Source organism: Micromonospora sp. DH14 (assembly GCF_029809455.1).
GTDB lineage: Bacteria > Actinomycetota > Actinomycetes > Mycobacteriales > Micromonosporaceae > Micromonospora > Micromonospora parva.
Genome location: NZ_JARVKT010000013.1, coordinates 1 through 14,362, shown reverse-complemented (window position 1 = coordinate 14,362; position 14,362 = coordinate 1). Strand labels below are relative to the sequence as shown.

The following is a 14,362-nucleotide window of genomic DNA, read 5'->3' as shown; positions in this document are numbered from 1 at the left end:
CTGGTTGTGCTCGTACCGCTGCCGCTCAGCCCTTGACCGCACCTTGCAGGCCACCGACGATCTGCTTCTCCGCGAGCGTGAAGAACAGCAGTGCCGGCAGCATCGCCAGCGAGGTGAAGGCGAGGACGCCGGCCGTGTCGGTGGTGTACTGGCTGGAGAAGTTCTGCACGCCCAGCGGCAGGGTGTGCAGGTCGACGTCGCTGAGGACGAGCAGCGGCAGCAGGAACGAGTTCCAGCTCGCCACGAACGCCAGCACGCCAACGGTGACGAGCGCGGGCCGCGACAGCGGCATCGCGACACGCCAGAGGAAACCGAGCCGACTCGCACCGTCGATGGCGGCGGCGTCCTCCAGCTCTCTCGGGATGGCCGAGAGGAAGGGACGCAGGATCACGATCGTCAGTGGTAGCGAGAAGGCGACCTGCGGGAGGATCACCGCGTAGTAGGAGTTGATCAGATTCAGGTCCCGCAGCATGAGGTAGAGCGGCAGGATCGCCGCTCCGGCCGGGAACAGCAGGCCGAGCGTGAAGAAGGTGTAGAGCCCTTCCCGCCCGCGGAAGCTGTAGCGGGCGAGCACGAACGCGGCGGCCAAACCGAGCACGACGACGGCGAGTGTGGTGCCGAGGGCGATGACCGCGCTGTTGAACGCCTGCTGCCAGAAGTTGCTCTGGGTCAGCACCCGGGCGTAGTTGCTCCACACGAACGGGTCCGGCAGGCCGGCCGGGTCCGCCGCGATCTGCGGGGTGGTGCGGAAACCGCCGATGACCACGTAGATGACCGGGGCGATCGACACGGCCGCGACCGCGAGCGCTATCGCGTAGGTGAGCGGCGTGCCCCAGGAAATCTGACGACGCCCGGTGGACTGGGGGAGAACGCTGTTCACGGCCATCGTCACTTCGCCCTTCCGGTGATGGCGCCCTCGATGTCGCGGCGGAGCAGGAACCGCTGGAACAGCAGCGCCGCCACGAAGGAGATGACGAATAGGATTACCGCCACGGCGTTGCCGTAGCCCCACAGCCGGGCGAAGAAGCCGTTGTCGACCATGTAGGTCGCCATGGTGGCCGATGCGCCGAGGGACCGCACCGCGGGCACCGAGGTCACCCAGATCATGTCGAAGATCTGCAGTGAACCGATCATGGACAGGAACATCCAGATCCGGATGGTCGGGCCGAGCAGCGGGATCGTGACGTGCCACTGGATCTGCCACCAGCTCGCGCCGTCGATGGCCGCCGCCTCGGTCAGCTCGTCGGGCACATTGGACAGACCGGCGAGGAGCAGGATGATGGCGAAGCCGACGTACTTCCAGGTGAGGACGGCCAGCAGGGTCCAGATGACCACGTCCAGGTCCGCGAGCCAGGCCTGCACCAGGCCGCCCATGCCCAGGGACCGCAGCAGCGCGTCAACGGTGCCGTCGCCGGTCAGGAGCAGTTTCCACATGATGCCGACGGTGACTTCGGCGAGCACGTACGGCACGAACACCAGCAGGCGGAACACGGCGCGCCCACGGAAGCGACGGTTGAGCAGCAGGGCGACGCCGAGGGCGATCGGGCCCTGGATCAGCAGCGACCCGAACACGATGATGGCGTTGTTGCGCAACGCGTCGAGGAAGATCGGATCCTGGAAGGCGAGGGTGTAGTTCCGCAGGCCGACGAACTCGGTGGGCGGCCCGACCCCGCGCCAGCGGAACAGGCTGTAGTAGACCGCGAAGCCCATCGGCACCAGCACGAACATCACGTAGACGAGGATCGCCGGCGTGGTGAGGCCGATGATCTCGTACCACTTGCGACGGTTGTCGGCGCGGCGGGCGGACGCGCGCCCAGCCTGGCGGGGGCCCGCCGGCGACGCGGAAGCGCCGCCGGCGGGCATACGGAGCTGGTTGGCGGAGGTCACTTGCTTGCGGCCGCCTTCATCGCCGAGACGACCTTCTCAGGCGTCCCGTTGCCGGCGAAGATGGCGACGACCGCGTCGTTCATCGCGGTCCCGACGGTGCTGCCGTAGGCGGTGTCCAACCAGAGCTGGACGTAGCTCGATCCGGAGGTGGCCTGCAGGATGGAGGTCAGCGCGGGGTCCTTCACGGCCCCCTCCGCGCCCTTGGCCACCGGCAGGCCGGTGCCGGTCTCGGCGTAGCCCTTCTGCACCTCGGGGCTCACGATGTACTTGAGGAACTCGACGCACTCGGCGGGCGCGTTCTTGGAGCAGGAGAACCCGTCGCCCCCACCGAGGGCCGCCTTCGGGTCACCCGGCGAACCGGAGATCGCCGGCACCGGGAACCAGCCGAGGAACGAGGCGAGCTTGGTCTTGTCCGTGGCGACGGTGTCCAGCGTGCCGCGGTTCCAGTCACCCATCAGCTCCATTGCGGCCTTGCCGTTGGCGAGCATGCCGTTGGCGCTGGTCGGGTCGTTCTGGCCCGGCGTGGCGATGAAGTTGGGCTGGAACGGCTTGGTGTCGATGAACGCCTTCAGGTCCTGGCCGGCCTTCACGAAGCACGGATCGTCGAAGGTCTTCTCCGAGGCCGCCTTCTTGAGGGTGTCGACCGAGCAGGCGCGCAGCGCCATGTTGTACCACCAGTGCGCGGCCGGCCACTTGTCACCGGCACCCACGGCGATCGGAACGACGTTGATCGCCTTGAGCTTGGTGACAGCTGCGTTGAGCTCCTCGAAGGTGGTCGGCGGAGCCGAGATGCCCGCCTGCGCGAACATGTCCTTGTTGTACCAGATGCCCTCGATGCCCATCCGGAACGGCAGGCCGTACTGCTTGCCCTTCACCTGCCAGATCTCTGCGGCGCTGCCGATGTTGGCGACCTCGTCCTTGACCTGGTCGGTGACCTCCTTGAGGTAGTCGGCCTCCACCTGCTCGGTCATCTCACCGCCGCCCCAGGTCATGAAGATGTCCGGCGGGTCGCTGCTCAGCAGCGCGGCGGGGATCCGGGTGCGCTGGAGCTGGTTGGTCTCGATCGCCTCGATCTCGATCTTGACCGTGGGGTGGAGTGCGGAGAAGTCCTTGGCGACCTTCTCCCAGTAGGTCTTGCCGGGCCCGTCCTGCGAGGCGTTGTGCCACCAGGTCAGGGTCACCGGGTCCTTGTAGAGCTCGCCCTGAGGGGCTGCCTCTTCGCCGCCGCCGCTGCACCCGGCGGCAACGAGAACACCTGTCATCAACAGTGCCAGGGCGGCACTTCTACGTCGCTTCGTTGCCATCGATGTCTCCTCGACTACTCAGTCGCGGTACTCGGCCTGCGGCGAAGTTTTACAGTCATGTAACTTGATGTCAATCGGTATCGATAACGTTTTCGAATCGGCGGCGACACCTCGTCGACTGCGGCCCTATCATCATCGACGTGGTGTTTCAGCAGCGCGTCAAGATGTCCGATGTCGCACGCACTGCCGGCGTCTCGGTCGCGACCGTATCGAAGGTTGTCAATGGCAGATACGGCGTGGCCCGAGCGACGGTGGAGCGCGTCCAGCAGGTCATCCACGAACTCGGCTATGAGGCGAGCCTGGGGGCGCAGAGCCTGCGCAGCCACCGGACCAACGTGCTCGGCATCCTGTTGGCCGAGTTCGAGCCGTTCTCGACCGAGCTTCTCAAGGGCGCGTCCCAGGAGGTCGCGGGCAGTGGCTACCAGCTGCTGGCCTACTCCAGCGGGGACGGCGAGGGAGCGGCGGTCGGATGGGAGCGACGCTCGCTCGCCCGACTCTCCGGCACCCTCATCGACGGCGCCGTGATCGTCACGCCGACAGTGGTCGAGACCGAGAACAACTTCCACGTCGTGGCCGTCGACCCGCACACCGGCCCGTCCCACCTGCCCACCGTCGACTCGGACAACTTCGCGGGCGCGGTGCTGGCGACCAACTACCTGCTCTCCCTCGGCCACACCCGGATCGGGCACATCAGCGGACGCACCGACCTGATGTCGGCGCAGCTGCGCGAGGCCGGCTTTCGCAGTGCGATGGCCGAAGCCGGCGTGCCGGTGGACGAGCGGCTCGTCCGCCCCGGTGGGTTCCGGATCGAGACCGCCGCCGGCCCGGCGGCGGAGCTTCTCGCCCTCGCCGACCGGCCGACCGCGATCTTCGCGGGTAACGACCTCTCGGCGATATCCACGATGGCCGTGGCCCGCGACATGGGCCTGTGCGTGCCCGACGACCTCTCGGTGATCGGCTTCGACAACGTGCCGGAGTCGGCGCTCGTCAACCCGCCGCTGACGACCATCATGCAGCCACTGCAGCGGATGGGCGCCGAGGCGTTGCGCCTGCTCGTCGACCTGATCGCCGGCGTCGAGCGCGACACCCACATCCGGCTCCCGACGGAACTGGTCATCCGCTCCTCCTGCCGCCCGCACCGCTGACGCCGAGGCGGGCGCGGCACCCTGGACGGGTTCGGCGAACTCGTCGGCGCGCCCCGGGGCACGCGACAGGGTGGCAGAACGCGAATCTCACCTCAGTCGACAATCTTTTCCCTAGGTTCGATGCGCAGGACGCCGCCGAACCGGGGAGAGACGTGGACAGCTATCCGGCGATCGAGGATCACGGGCTCATCGGCGATCTGCAGACCGCCGCGCTGGTGACATGTGACGGCACTGTCGACTGGTTCTGCGCGCCGCGATTCGACTCGCCGAGCATCTTCGCCGCGCTGCTGGACAAGGAGAAGGGCGGCTACTTCCAGATCGCGCCGCACGACGTGCGGTACGTGACCAAGCAGCTCTACCTCCCCGGCACGCCCATCCTGATCACCCGGTTCATCAGCGCCGACGGTGTGGCCGAGGTGATGGACTTCATGCCGGTCACCGGCGAGCGGGTCACCGACGCGCACCGCCTGGTCCGCCTCGTCACCATGGTCCGGGGCAGCATGCGCTTCCGGGTGGAGTGCCGACCGCGGTTCAACTACGCCCGCGACGAGCATCAGCTGGAGCGCCACCACAACGGCTACGTCTTCCGCAGCCGGTCGGCCTCGCTGACGTTCAACCCGGTCGACCCCGTACGGCGGTTGATCTCCGAGCAGGGTGACATCCACCTTGAGGGCGGCGACCTGGTCGCGTACGGCACGCTGAACGAAGGTGACACGGGAGGGGTGGTCCTGGAGACGGGCGGCAGCGAACCGCGCATCTTCCCGCCGGAAGAGATCCAGGGCATGTTCGAGTGGACCCAGGACTACTGGCGGCGCTGGCTTGAGCGTTCCCGCTACACCGGCCGCTGGCGGGAGATGGTCGAGCGTTCGGCGATCACGCTGAAACTCATGACGTACGCGCCGACCGGCGCGATGATCGCCGCGCCCACCGCCGCGCTGCCCGAGCTGGTCGGCGGAACCCGTAACTGGGACTACCGCTACACCTGGGTACGCGACACGTCCTTCTCCGTGCACGCGTTGCTCGGCCTCGGCTTCACCGAGGAGGTCAGCCGGTACATGAACTGGCTGGACGAGCGGATCCGCGAGGCCGGCGACCACCAGGATCCACTGAAGATCATGTATCGGGTGGACGGCTCCTCCGACCTGCACGAGGAGGTGCTTGACCATCTGGAGGGCTACCGCGGATCAAGCCCGGTGCGGATCGGCAACGGCGCCGCCGACCAACTCCAGCTCGACATCCACGGCGAGGCGCTCTACGCCATGCACCTCGCCGACGAGCAGGGCATCCGTGTCTCGCACCAGGTGTGGAAGAGCACCGTGCGGCTGGTCGACTGGCTCTGCCGCAACTGGGACCAGCCCGACGCCGGCATCTGGGAGAGCCGGCACCACCCCCGCAACTACACCTTCGGCCGGGTGATGTCCTGGGTGGCGCTGGACCGGGCGATCCGACTGGCCACCCGTACCGGCCGCCCGGGGGACATGGCCTGCTGGACCGAGCAACGCAACCGCATCTACGACCAGGTCATGGCCCGCGGATACCACCGGGGCCGGGGCACGTTCGTGCAGGCGTACGACGAAAGCGTGCTGGACGCGGCGCTGCTCGCCATGCCGGCGGTCGGTTTCGTCACGCCGAGCGACCCCCTGTGGCAGTCCACCCTGCTGGCGATCGAACGCGAGCTGGTCTCCGACAGCCTGGTCCACCGGTACGACCCGGTCCACTCCCCCGACGGCCTCCCCGGCCACGAGGGCACCTTCAACATGTGCACCTTCTGGTATGTCGAGGCGCTGGCCCGTTCCGGCCGCCTCGACGACGCCCGACTCACCTTCGAGAAGATGTTCACCTTCAGCAACCACCTCGGCCTCTATGCCGAGGAGATCGCCGCCACCGGGGAGCAGATCGGCAACTATCCCCAGGCGTTTAGCCACCTCTCCCTGATCAACTCCGCGCTGACCCTCAACGACCTGCTCGACACAGAGGCTGACGCCCGCCGCCGCCAGTAGTGCCGGTCACCTGCCGCCCCGCGTGCGAGCCCATCTCGGGAAGGGCTTGACGCGCCCACGTCCATCGCGCATCGTCGACACATATCGACAGTCTCGAATGTATCGACGCGGGGAGACCTGATGAAAGCCTTCGTCACCGCCGCAGTGGCCGCGGCCCTGCTCCTGACCACGGGCAGCGCATCCCACGGCCAGCCGGTCGCCGACCCGCCCTGCGCCGGGCAGATCCACCCGAACCCGGGGTTCGAGCGCGGCGCGACAGGCTGGACCGCCGGCCCCCGCATCGTCGTCTTCGGCGACGCGACCCGGCCCGCACACACCGGGCGCGGGTACGCCACCTTCGCGGGGCTGGACGTGACGCGCAGCGACCTGCTGCGTACCACCGTCACCGTCCCGGCCAACTGCGACCTGACGGTCAGCTTCTGGGTGCGGACCACCACCACGGAGATCAGCCGGGGTGACTACCTGAACGTCGGAATGGCGGTCACCGGAATACCGCCGAAGACCAGGTTCTCGCTGGCCTTCGACGGCGGGGCGCTGTGGCGGCAGTACACCATGTCGAGCGGGACGGCGACGACCGAGCGCACCGCGACGGTCAGCTTCCTCGGCAGCGAGACGGCCGGCAACGGCGTCACCGCCTTCGACGTCGACGACGTGACCTTCACGTTGGGCTGACCACAGCGGATAAAGGCCACCTGAGCCCCGGGACCTGCAAGGGATTGAGATTACCGTCTCTGCGGGCGGAGTTCCTGGGCGGTGCTGGCAACCGACTCTATGCTTGCCGCCGAATGCACGGCGGCCCGTCCGGGCCGAGGGGGAACCGATACGGGGATTCGCGAATGCGCCGTAAGTCTGCTCCGAGCAACAGCACCGCCGGCGTCAGCGACGAGACGCCACACGGCCACCTGACCGCCACCGCAGAGGGTGCCGCACTGCGATCCGCGGTCGCCGAGGAACAGGCGTTTCTGGACGTGGCCACCGCCCGGCGGGACAGGCTGGCCGACCACCTGCGGGTCGAGCTTTCGACAGCGGCAGTGGACCCGATGGAGCAGGCCCGGCAGCGCATGCTCCGCCAGCAGTACGACGAGCTACGGCGAGCGGAGGACGGGCTGGTCTTCGGTCGCCTCGACAGCCTTGACGGCACGGTGCGGCACGTCGGCCGGATCGGCCTCCGCGACGAGGGCGACAGCGGTGAGCCACTGCTGGTGGACTGGCGCGCCCCGGCGGCTCGGCCGTTCTACACCGCGACGGCCGGCGACCCGCAGGGTCAGGCACGGCGCCGGCACATCCGCACCACGGGATCAACAGTCGTCGGCGTGGACGACGAGCCGCTGGACGGGAGCATCACCGCCGAACTCGTCGGCGAAGGCGCCCTCCTGGCCGCTCTCGACCAGCGGCGCACGGGCCGCATGTCGACGGCGATCTCCACACTGCAACGGGAACAGGACGACATCATCCGGGCCGAGGCGACCGGCCCGCTGATCGTTCAGGGTGGCCCCGGCACGGGCAAGACGGTTGTGGCCCTGCACCGCGTCGCGTACCTGCTGTTCACGTACCGGAAGATGGCCGAGCAGGCGGTCCTGGTCCTCGGCCCCTCGCCGCGGTTCCTCCGGTACATCGCCCAGGTGCTGCCCGCGCTCGGTGAGACCGCCGTCGTCTCGGCGACCTGCGACACCCTGCTGGCCGACGTCCAGGTGAGTCGCGACGAGAGCAGGCTTCTCGCCGAGATCAAGGGCCGCGCGCTCTGGCAGGCCACGCTCGAAGGCTACGTCGCGTCACTGCTCCCCCGGCCGCGCGAGCTGAAGTTGCGCTGGGACGGCGAGTTCTACGTCATCGCGGCCGCGACGGTGGCACAGGCGCTCGCCTCGGCGACACAGGGACGCCCGTACCACCGCGCCCGCGCGGCGTTCGCCGAGCAGCTGCACCACCTCCTCGCCGATGTCGTCGCCGAGCAACGCGAGGCGCTGATGGACGAGATGGAGGAGGGCTTCGAGGACATCCTCGCCCGCGTCGACAAGAGCATGGAGCACGAGCATCACGCCCCCCGGACGTCCACCGGCAGCGACGTCGACGGGCTGCTCTCCGAGGAGGAGATCGAGCATCTGCGGTCCCGCATCGCCGAGAACGCCGCTGTCGCCCGGTTCATCGAGGCATGGTGGCCCACCCTCGATGCCGAGACCCTGCTGGCTGGCCTGCTGACCGATCCCGCCCGGCTGGCCCGGATCGCCCCACAGCTGTCCCCCGAGGAGATCACTGCCGTCTCGGCCGAGCCGGCCGGGTGGGCACCGAGCGACATCCCCCTGCTCGACGCCCTCGCCGAACTGCTCGGCGAGGTCGAAACCCCGCGACCACAGGGCGAGTTCGTCGCCGACCGTGCCCGGCGCCAGCGCGGCTGGGTGTACGGCCACGTCGTCGTCGACGAGGCGCAGGAGCTGTCCGAGATGCAGTGGCAGATGGTTCTGCGGCGGTGCCCCAGCCGCTCCATCACCGCCGTGGGCGACATCGACCAGGCCGAGGCAGCGCACCGGCACACCAGTTGGGCACAAGCGGTGCGGGCCGCCTTCGGAGACCGCTGGACCGCTGCGGAACTCACCATCTGCTACCGGACCCCGCGCGAGGTCATGGACCTCACCGGACCGGTCCTGGCGAAGGCTGGCAGCCACAGCACGCCACCCCGGGCGGTCCGCTCCTCCGGCATCGCCCCCTGGGAACTCACGATCACACCTGCCGAGCTCTCCGGTGCCGTCGTCGAGGCGGTGCGGCGGTTGCGGCAACGGTGGCAGGGCGGCACTGTCGGCGTCATCGCCCCCGCGGACCGCGTCGCCGAACTCCTCTCCGTGGTGAGTGACGTGCCGGTGCTCACCGCAACCCAGTCCAAGGGATTGGAATGGGACGCGACGCTACTGGTCGACCCGCAGGGCATCGCCGCTGAACCGCGCGGCTGGAACGGCCTGTACGTCGCGCTCACCCGGTGCACCCAGGAACTCGGCCAACTGGTCCTCGCGCCGTAGTCGCCCGCGCCGCCGATCCGCGCCGGCTGAACACCGGCCAGGTCGACGTCTTCATGCCGTACGTTCGATCGTCGGCGCCGGACTCTGGCCCCAGGAACAATCCGGCCCAGGACGTCACCGTCCTGGGCCGGATTGCGTTGCGGTTGTCGATCTCGCCGATCAGGTGATGTTGATGTCGCTGCACCACATGTAGGCCTGGTCCAGGTGCGACGCCTGCCAGATCACGAACAGGACGTGGCTTCCGGAGCGCCCGGAGGCCGAGACGTTGAACGAGATGTTCTGCGCCGGCGCGTAGCGCCCGGTCGTCGCGATCAGGTCGAGGTTGCCCCACCCGACCTTCTGGGTGCTCGGATTGAACCCCTGCTTGGTGATGTAGACCCGGAAGAAGTCAGCACCGTGGCTGGCCTGGTCGTACAGCTGGACCGTGAAGTTGGAGCTGACGTTGGTCGCCTTCCACGCTCCGGGCTGGTTCAGCGAGTCGTTCCGGGAGAGGCCGTTGCTGCACAGCTGCCCGTCCGGGGTACGGGCCTGGAACTGGCCGCCGAGGCCGTCGCGCAGCTGGCTCATCCAGTTCCACATGGTGTCGGGGTTGGCCTGGAACGCCTGCCAGCACATCGGGTCCTGCTGCTGCATGACCGGGTTCATGTGCTGGTTGCCCCAGGTCTTCCAGCACTGATAGGCCCGGCTGGCCGGGTTGATGATGGTGCCGTGGGCCTGGGCCGCGCCGGTCCAGGGCAGCGTGCCGACCACCATGGCGAACAGCAGGACGACCGCCCGGATGGACTGACGGACGGGTGACCGAGATCGCCCACCGGATTGATCGGGCTTGTGTGAACGCACTGTTCATCCTCCGCTCTTCGGTACGAGAGATCACAATGGGAACGCTCCCAAACCAACTGTTACATCCATGGCCGTAAATATCAATACGGATTCATTAATGGTCGAATGTGGATCAAGCCGACGAGGTCCCCCGATCGGGGCATGCTGAAAGGACAAGCCGCCTCACCAACACCCACCGGGGCGCCGCGGCACTGACCGCTGACCCGACGACGCGCCAACGACGGTCCGGCACACCGAGATCCGCAGCACCGTCGAACGGATCGCGCGCGACGGGGCCCCTTCGGCTCGCCGCTACCGCAGGACCCGCGAAGGAGACACCCAGCCGCAGGTTCGGAACCGGCGGCCCCGCGGGTACGACCACCCCGCCCGACCGTCCGGCACGGTCACAGCCCGGCTGCGGCGTCGTACCGACGGCGCTGCTCGGCCATCTCCGATTCGGTGAGCGCCTCCTTGAGCGCCACCTCCTCGTACTTGTCCGGGAACATCTCCCGCAGCCGGTCGACGAACATGACGTCGGCGGTCGCCTCGACCACCTGGATCCCGGGAGGCTGGGTGGACATGTCCATGATCACGGGCCCGGCCAGCTTGACCGCCACGTCCCAGGGGCGCTTCTGCTCGGCGACGCCGCAGAGGTGGAAGCCGTACACCGTGCGCACGTCGGCGAGCGCCGTGACGTCGGACGGCTCGTAGCCGTAGACGCGGACCCCGCAGATCACCGGCGGCTTCTCCGCGGTGGCCGCCTGCTGGGCACCGTGCCCCGCGTGGTTGTGCTGCCCCGGGTCCGCCTGTTCGAGCGTGGTACGCATCCGGGCCGTGATCTGGCCCTGCAGATCCACCGGCTCCGTCGTCGACTCGGCCCGGTTGACCAGTACGACCGCGCCGACCGACACCACCAGCACGATCACCGCCACCCACACGAAGCGGTTCCGGTACCAGCCCGCGAAACTCTCTCGGGAAATCATGATTGCTTCTCACCTCGTCGCCGCTTCTGGTGCGCTGGCAGACCACATCGGACGCCCCTGGCAGGTCAGACGTCGAGCACGTCAACCGCCGGGGACACTGACCGGAGATGGGCACGGGCGGGCGAGGGGTGCCTGCCCGGCACGTGCCCGTCGACAGGGAGATGGCCCGGCGATGCGCCATGCGAGCGCCCGCCACAAGCGACGCCCCGCTGGCACTGCGATGCTCCCGTGCTGGCCGTTCCCAGCGCGGTTGCCCCCGCGCTGCGGCGATATGAGCCATTCCAACACGTCTGATCGGCTCGTGCAACATCGACGGCATTCAACGTGGACTCGTCCGGCCACCCAGCCCGAGGCGGCGCGAGCACGGGCTTGAGATTGGTGCGAATCGATGTATCGTGGGAACGCTCCCAGATTGCGTCCCGTACCTCCACCCTGCTTGAGGAGCTGAAACATGTCGCGACGGCGTCGTCGCCCGGCCACCATGCTGGCCGGGCTGCTCATTCTGGCCCTGTGTGCGTTGTTGTTACCGCCGGCGCCGGTAGCCGGCGCCGCCAGCCCACCCCGCACCCGCGCGGTGCCCCTCGCCGAGCTGACCGTGGTCTCCGAACAGGTGGCCTTCGGTCTGCAACGGCCAATCGCGATCACCGGGCTGCCGGACGGCCGGATGCTGATCGCGGAGAAGAACGGCACCGTCCGCGCCTATCACCCCGACACCGGCCTGGCGGCCGAGCCGGTGCTCGACCTGACCTCCCGGATCGACACCTCGGACAACGAGCGCGGCCTGCTCGGCATCACGCCGGCACCGAACTTCGCGCGGACCGGGATCCTCTACGTGGCCTACACGAGCCTGCCGGCCGGGGCGTTGACCCTGGCGCGAGTGCCCATCGGGGCCCCTGACCGGGTGCAGGTGCTGCTCACCCAGGAGCACGCCGAGTACGGCAACCACAACGGCGGGCAGGTGGCGTTCGACCGCGACGGCTACCTCTACTGGTCCCTCGGCGACGGCGGTCACGCGAACGACCCGTTCAAGTCCGGTCAGAACCTCGGCACCCTGCTCGGCAAGATCGTGCGGATCGACGTCAACCGCGCCTGCGGCGGGAAGCCGTACTGCGTGCCCTCCGACAACCCGTTCGTCCGCACACCAGGTGCACGGCCGGAGATCTGGGTCTTCGGGCTGCGCAACCCGTGGCGGTTCTCCATCGACCCGGTCGACAACTCGCTGTGGATCGGTGATGTCGGCCAGGGCCTGGTCGAGGAGATCAACCACATCCGGCCGTGGCAGCGTGGGGCGAACCTCGGCTGGTCCTGCCGGGAGGGCACTCCGGTCTTCGACCAGACGCAGTGCCGGCCGGGCACGCGGTACACCGACCCGGTCTTCGAGTACGAGCACTACCTCACGGAGAACTGCTCGGTGACCGGCGGCGTGGTGTACCGAGGGTCCGCCACCCCGGAGGCGCGGGGTGTCTACGTGGCGAGCGACTACTGCTCGACCCTCGCGTTCGCCGTGCGTCCCAAGCCCACCGGCGGGTACGAGTCCGCGACGATCGGCAACTTCCCCATTCAACCCACCGCGATCGGCACCGACGTGAACGGCGAACTGTACGTGCTCAGTGACCTTCCCGGCTGGCTGAGCCGGGTGCGGTTCGAGCGGGTCCAGCCAGCCGCCCGCTGACGGCAGGGCGTGATCGGCGGTCCCTGAGTGGCACGGGCTCGGACGGCGTCGGTATCCGGCAACTGGCTACCGACGCCGTCCACCCCCTAACTCATGGTGGCGCGGGCGGCGCTGTCGATGAGGTCGGCGACCGGGCCGGGTCGGGAGACCGCCACAGCGTGGGAGGCGGCGATCTCCACCGTCGTGGACCCCGCCCGATCGGCGAGGAAGCGCTGCAGGATGTACTGATCCATCGTCGTGCCGCCCCCGTCGGCGGGGATCTCGACCATCGCGATGCTCGTTGCGAGCTGACTTCCGGGGTACTTGCCGAGCAACCCGATCACACTCTCGCCCACCTCCGGGCTCACGCTGGCGACGTACACCAGAGCCTTGACGTTGGCGGCGCCGTCCGCGGCCTCGGTCATGACCAGCCCGCCGTAGGAATGGGCGGCCATCACGACCGGACCGGGCAAGCTGTCCAGGAGAGCCCGAACGTAGGCGGCGTCCTTCTGCACACCGCGCAGCGGGTTGGCGACGGCGATGACCGGATAGCCGCGACGCCTGAGGTCGGCGATCACCCCGTTCCAACTCGACGAGCCGGCGAATGCCCCGTGGACCAGCACCACTGTCGGCATCCCCGCACCCTGGGCGGACATGTCAGGAGCGATGCTCATCTTGGGATTCCTTTCGAGGTGCCTCGCCGTTCGCCAGAGCCGGCGCGAGGAACCGAATCGACCGGGCCGCGCGCGTCAGCCGCGCATCCCGGATCCGGTGGATTGCCGCATTCAGAATCCAGCATCGTGCGGTCACTGTCGCCGAGATCGTGGAATTGAGTGGATCATCGAATGTCGGTCTGCACGTCACACGGCACGACCGAACGTTCTGTTCGCTAAGATGGGTGGATGACGCGCGAAGAACCCGAGGCCCGGCCCTCTGAGGCACGACTCAGGCTGCTCCGCACGGCGACCAGGATCTTCTACACGGAGGGCATCCACTCCGTCGGCGTCGACCGGATCATCGCCGAGGCGAAGGTGACCAGGGCCACCTTCTACCGGCATTTTCCCAGCAAAGACGACCTCATCCTGGCCTATCTGCGTGAGGTGCAGCAGATGGAACGCGGCATGGTGGACGAGGCTCTCGCCGCCAACCGGTCGCCGAACGATCCGCTGCTGGCCATCGCCGGTTCCATCGCGCAGAACATCCAGTCCCCCGGGTTCCGGGGGTGCGCGTTCCTGAACGCCGCGGCGGAATATCCGGACGCGAACCATCCCGTGCACCAGGAACTCATGGCCCACCGGCAGTGGTTCCTGGACACCATCACCATGCTCATGGCGCAGGTCGACAAAGAAACGGCGGATCCCGCGGCGCGTCACTTCGTCATGCTCCGCGACGGCGCTATGGCGGCCGGATGCCTCTCCGACCCGACGATGGTGTCCGAGACGTTCCTGTATGGCATCGAAGGCCTCCTCAGGATCAACGCGCAGCGTCAGTCGGCAGAGTCGGCACGGTAGCCGCCAGAGAGTCCTCCGCGGGCTTCGTCGCGGGCGGGGGGGGCCGGGGTCGGG

Annotated in this window: 12 protein-coding genes; 6 read left to right on the top strand and 6 right to left on the bottom strand. The window is 68.4% G+C overall.

The window, feature by feature from the left end; all coding sequences use genetic code 11:
- Positions 1-25 precede the first annotated feature (25 nt).
- From QCZ28_RS18390 to QCZ28_RS18380, 3 genes are read right to left on the bottom strand one after another with little or no spacing between them, the layout of a single operon-like run.
- Positions 26-892 carry a carbohydrate ABC transporter permease gene (locus QCZ28_RS18390; RefSeq protein WP_279517801.1) on the bottom strand — a complete coding sequence of 289 codons (867 nt, stop codon included), beginning with the start codon at positions 890-892 and terminating at the stop codon, positions 26-28.
- Positions 889-1,887: a sugar ABC transporter permease gene (locus tag QCZ28_RS18385; RefSeq protein WP_279517800.1), complete on the bottom strand. Its 999-nt coding sequence runs from the start codon at positions 1,885-1,887 to the stop codon at positions 889-891. The genes QCZ28_RS18390 and QCZ28_RS18385 overlap by 4 nt, the downstream gene beginning before the upstream one ends.
- Positions 1,884-3,191 (bottom strand): extracellular solute-binding protein, encoded by a 1,308-nt coding sequence (locus QCZ28_RS18380; RefSeq protein ID WP_279517799.1) that lies wholly within the window; start codon positions 3,189-3,191, stop codon positions 1,884-1,886. The genes QCZ28_RS18385 and QCZ28_RS18380 overlap by 4 nt, the downstream gene beginning before the upstream one ends.
- A 164-nt stretch (positions 3,192-3,355) precedes the next feature.
- Between QCZ28_RS18380 and QCZ28_RS18375 the strand changes: the two genes are divergently transcribed.
- From QCZ28_RS18375 to QCZ28_RS18360, 4 genes are all read left to right on the top strand, one after another.
- Complete coding sequence (locus QCZ28_RS18375) at positions 3,356-4,336, top strand: LacI family DNA-binding transcriptional regulator (RefSeq protein WP_279517944.1); 981 nt, start codon at positions 3,356-3,358, stop codon at positions 4,334-4,336.
- Between the two features lie 152 nt (positions 4,337-4,488).
- Positions 4,489-6,336 carry a glycoside hydrolase family 15 protein gene (locus tag QCZ28_RS18370; RefSeq protein WP_279517798.1) on the top strand — a complete coding sequence of 616 codons (1,848 nt, stop codon included), beginning with the start codon at positions 4,489-4,491 and terminating at the stop codon, positions 6,334-6,336.
- A 120-nt stretch (positions 6,337-6,456) separates the two neighbouring features.
- A complete protein-coding gene (locus tag QCZ28_RS18365) occupies positions 6,457-7,008 on the top strand; it encodes a hypothetical protein (protein WP_279517797.1) in 552 nt (183 codons plus the stop codon).
- A 164-nt stretch (positions 7,009-7,172) separates the two neighbouring features.
- Entirely contained in the window at positions 7,173-9,344 is a 2,172-nt protein-coding gene (locus tag QCZ28_RS18360; RefSeq protein ID WP_279517796.1) for a UvrD-helicase domain-containing protein, read from the top strand.
- A gap of 159 nt (positions 9,345-9,503) precedes the next feature.
- Here QCZ28_RS18360 and QCZ28_RS18355 read toward each other — a convergent pair whose 3' ends face one another.
- The gene (locus QCZ28_RS18355; RefSeq protein WP_279517795.1) at positions 9,504-10,184 is read right to left on the bottom strand and encodes a lytic polysaccharide monooxygenase; all 681 of its coding nucleotides are present in this window, start codon (positions 10,182-10,184) and stop codon (positions 9,504-9,506) included.
- A gap of 383 nt (positions 10,185-10,567) precedes the next feature.
- Positions 10,568-11,146 carry a hypothetical protein gene (locus QCZ28_RS18350; RefSeq protein WP_279517794.1) on the bottom strand — a complete coding sequence of 193 codons (579 nt, stop codon included), beginning with the start codon at positions 11,144-11,146 and terminating at the stop codon, positions 10,568-10,570.
- A gap of 451 nt (positions 11,147-11,597) precedes the next feature.
- On the opposite strand from QCZ28_RS18350, the gene QCZ28_RS18345 reads away from it, so the two are divergent.
- Positions 11,598-12,818: a PQQ-dependent sugar dehydrogenase gene (locus QCZ28_RS18345; protein ID WP_279517793.1), complete on the top strand. Its 1,221-nt coding sequence runs from the start codon at positions 11,598-11,600 to the stop codon at positions 12,816-12,818.
- A gap of 86 nt (positions 12,819-12,904) precedes the next feature.
- On the opposite strand, the gene QCZ28_RS18340 is transcribed toward QCZ28_RS18345, so the two are convergent.
- Positions 12,905-13,471, bottom strand: a complete 567-nt coding sequence (locus QCZ28_RS18340; RefSeq protein WP_279517792.1) for an alpha/beta fold hydrolase — start codon at positions 13,469-13,471, stop codon at positions 12,905-12,907.
- Between the two features lie 228 nt (positions 13,472-13,699).
- Between QCZ28_RS18340 and QCZ28_RS18335 the strand changes: the two genes are divergently transcribed.
- Positions 13,700-14,308, top strand: coding sequence for a helix-turn-helix domain containing protein (locus tag QCZ28_RS18335; protein WP_279517791.1), 609 nt, complete (start codon positions 13,700-13,702; stop codon positions 14,306-14,308).
- Positions 14,309-14,362 lie beyond the last annotated feature (54 nt).

Coding starts and splice junctions, on each gene's coding strand:
- QCZ28_RS18375 (WP_279517944.1), top strand. CDS start 3,356: ATGTCCGATGTCGCACGCACTGCCGGCGTCTCGGTCGCGACCGTATCG.
- QCZ28_RS18350 (WP_279517794.1), bottom strand. CDS start 11,146: ATGATTTCCCGAGAGAGTTTCGCGGGCTGGTACCGGAACCGCTTCGTG.
- QCZ28_RS18360 (WP_279517796.1), top strand. CDS start 7,173: ATGCGCCGTAAGTCTGCTCCGAGCAACAGCACCGCCGGCGTCAGCGAC.
- QCZ28_RS18380 (WP_279517799.1), bottom strand. CDS start 3,191: ATGGCAACGAAGCGACGTAGAAGTGCCGCCCTGGCACTGTTGATGACA.
- QCZ28_RS18365 (WP_279517797.1), top strand. CDS start 6,457: ATGAAAGCCTTCGTCACCGCCGCAGTGGCCGCGGCCCTGCTCCTGACC.
- QCZ28_RS18335 (WP_279517791.1), top strand. CDS start 13,700: ATGACGCGCGAAGAACCCGAGGCCCGGCCCTCTGAGGCACGACTCAGG.
- QCZ28_RS18345 (WP_279517793.1), top strand. CDS start 11,598: ATGTCGCGACGGCGTCGTCGCCCGGCCACCATGCTGGCCGGGCTGCTC.
- QCZ28_RS18340 (WP_279517792.1), bottom strand. CDS start 13,471: ATGAGCATCGCTCCTGACATGTCCGCCCAGGGTGCGGGGATGCCGACA.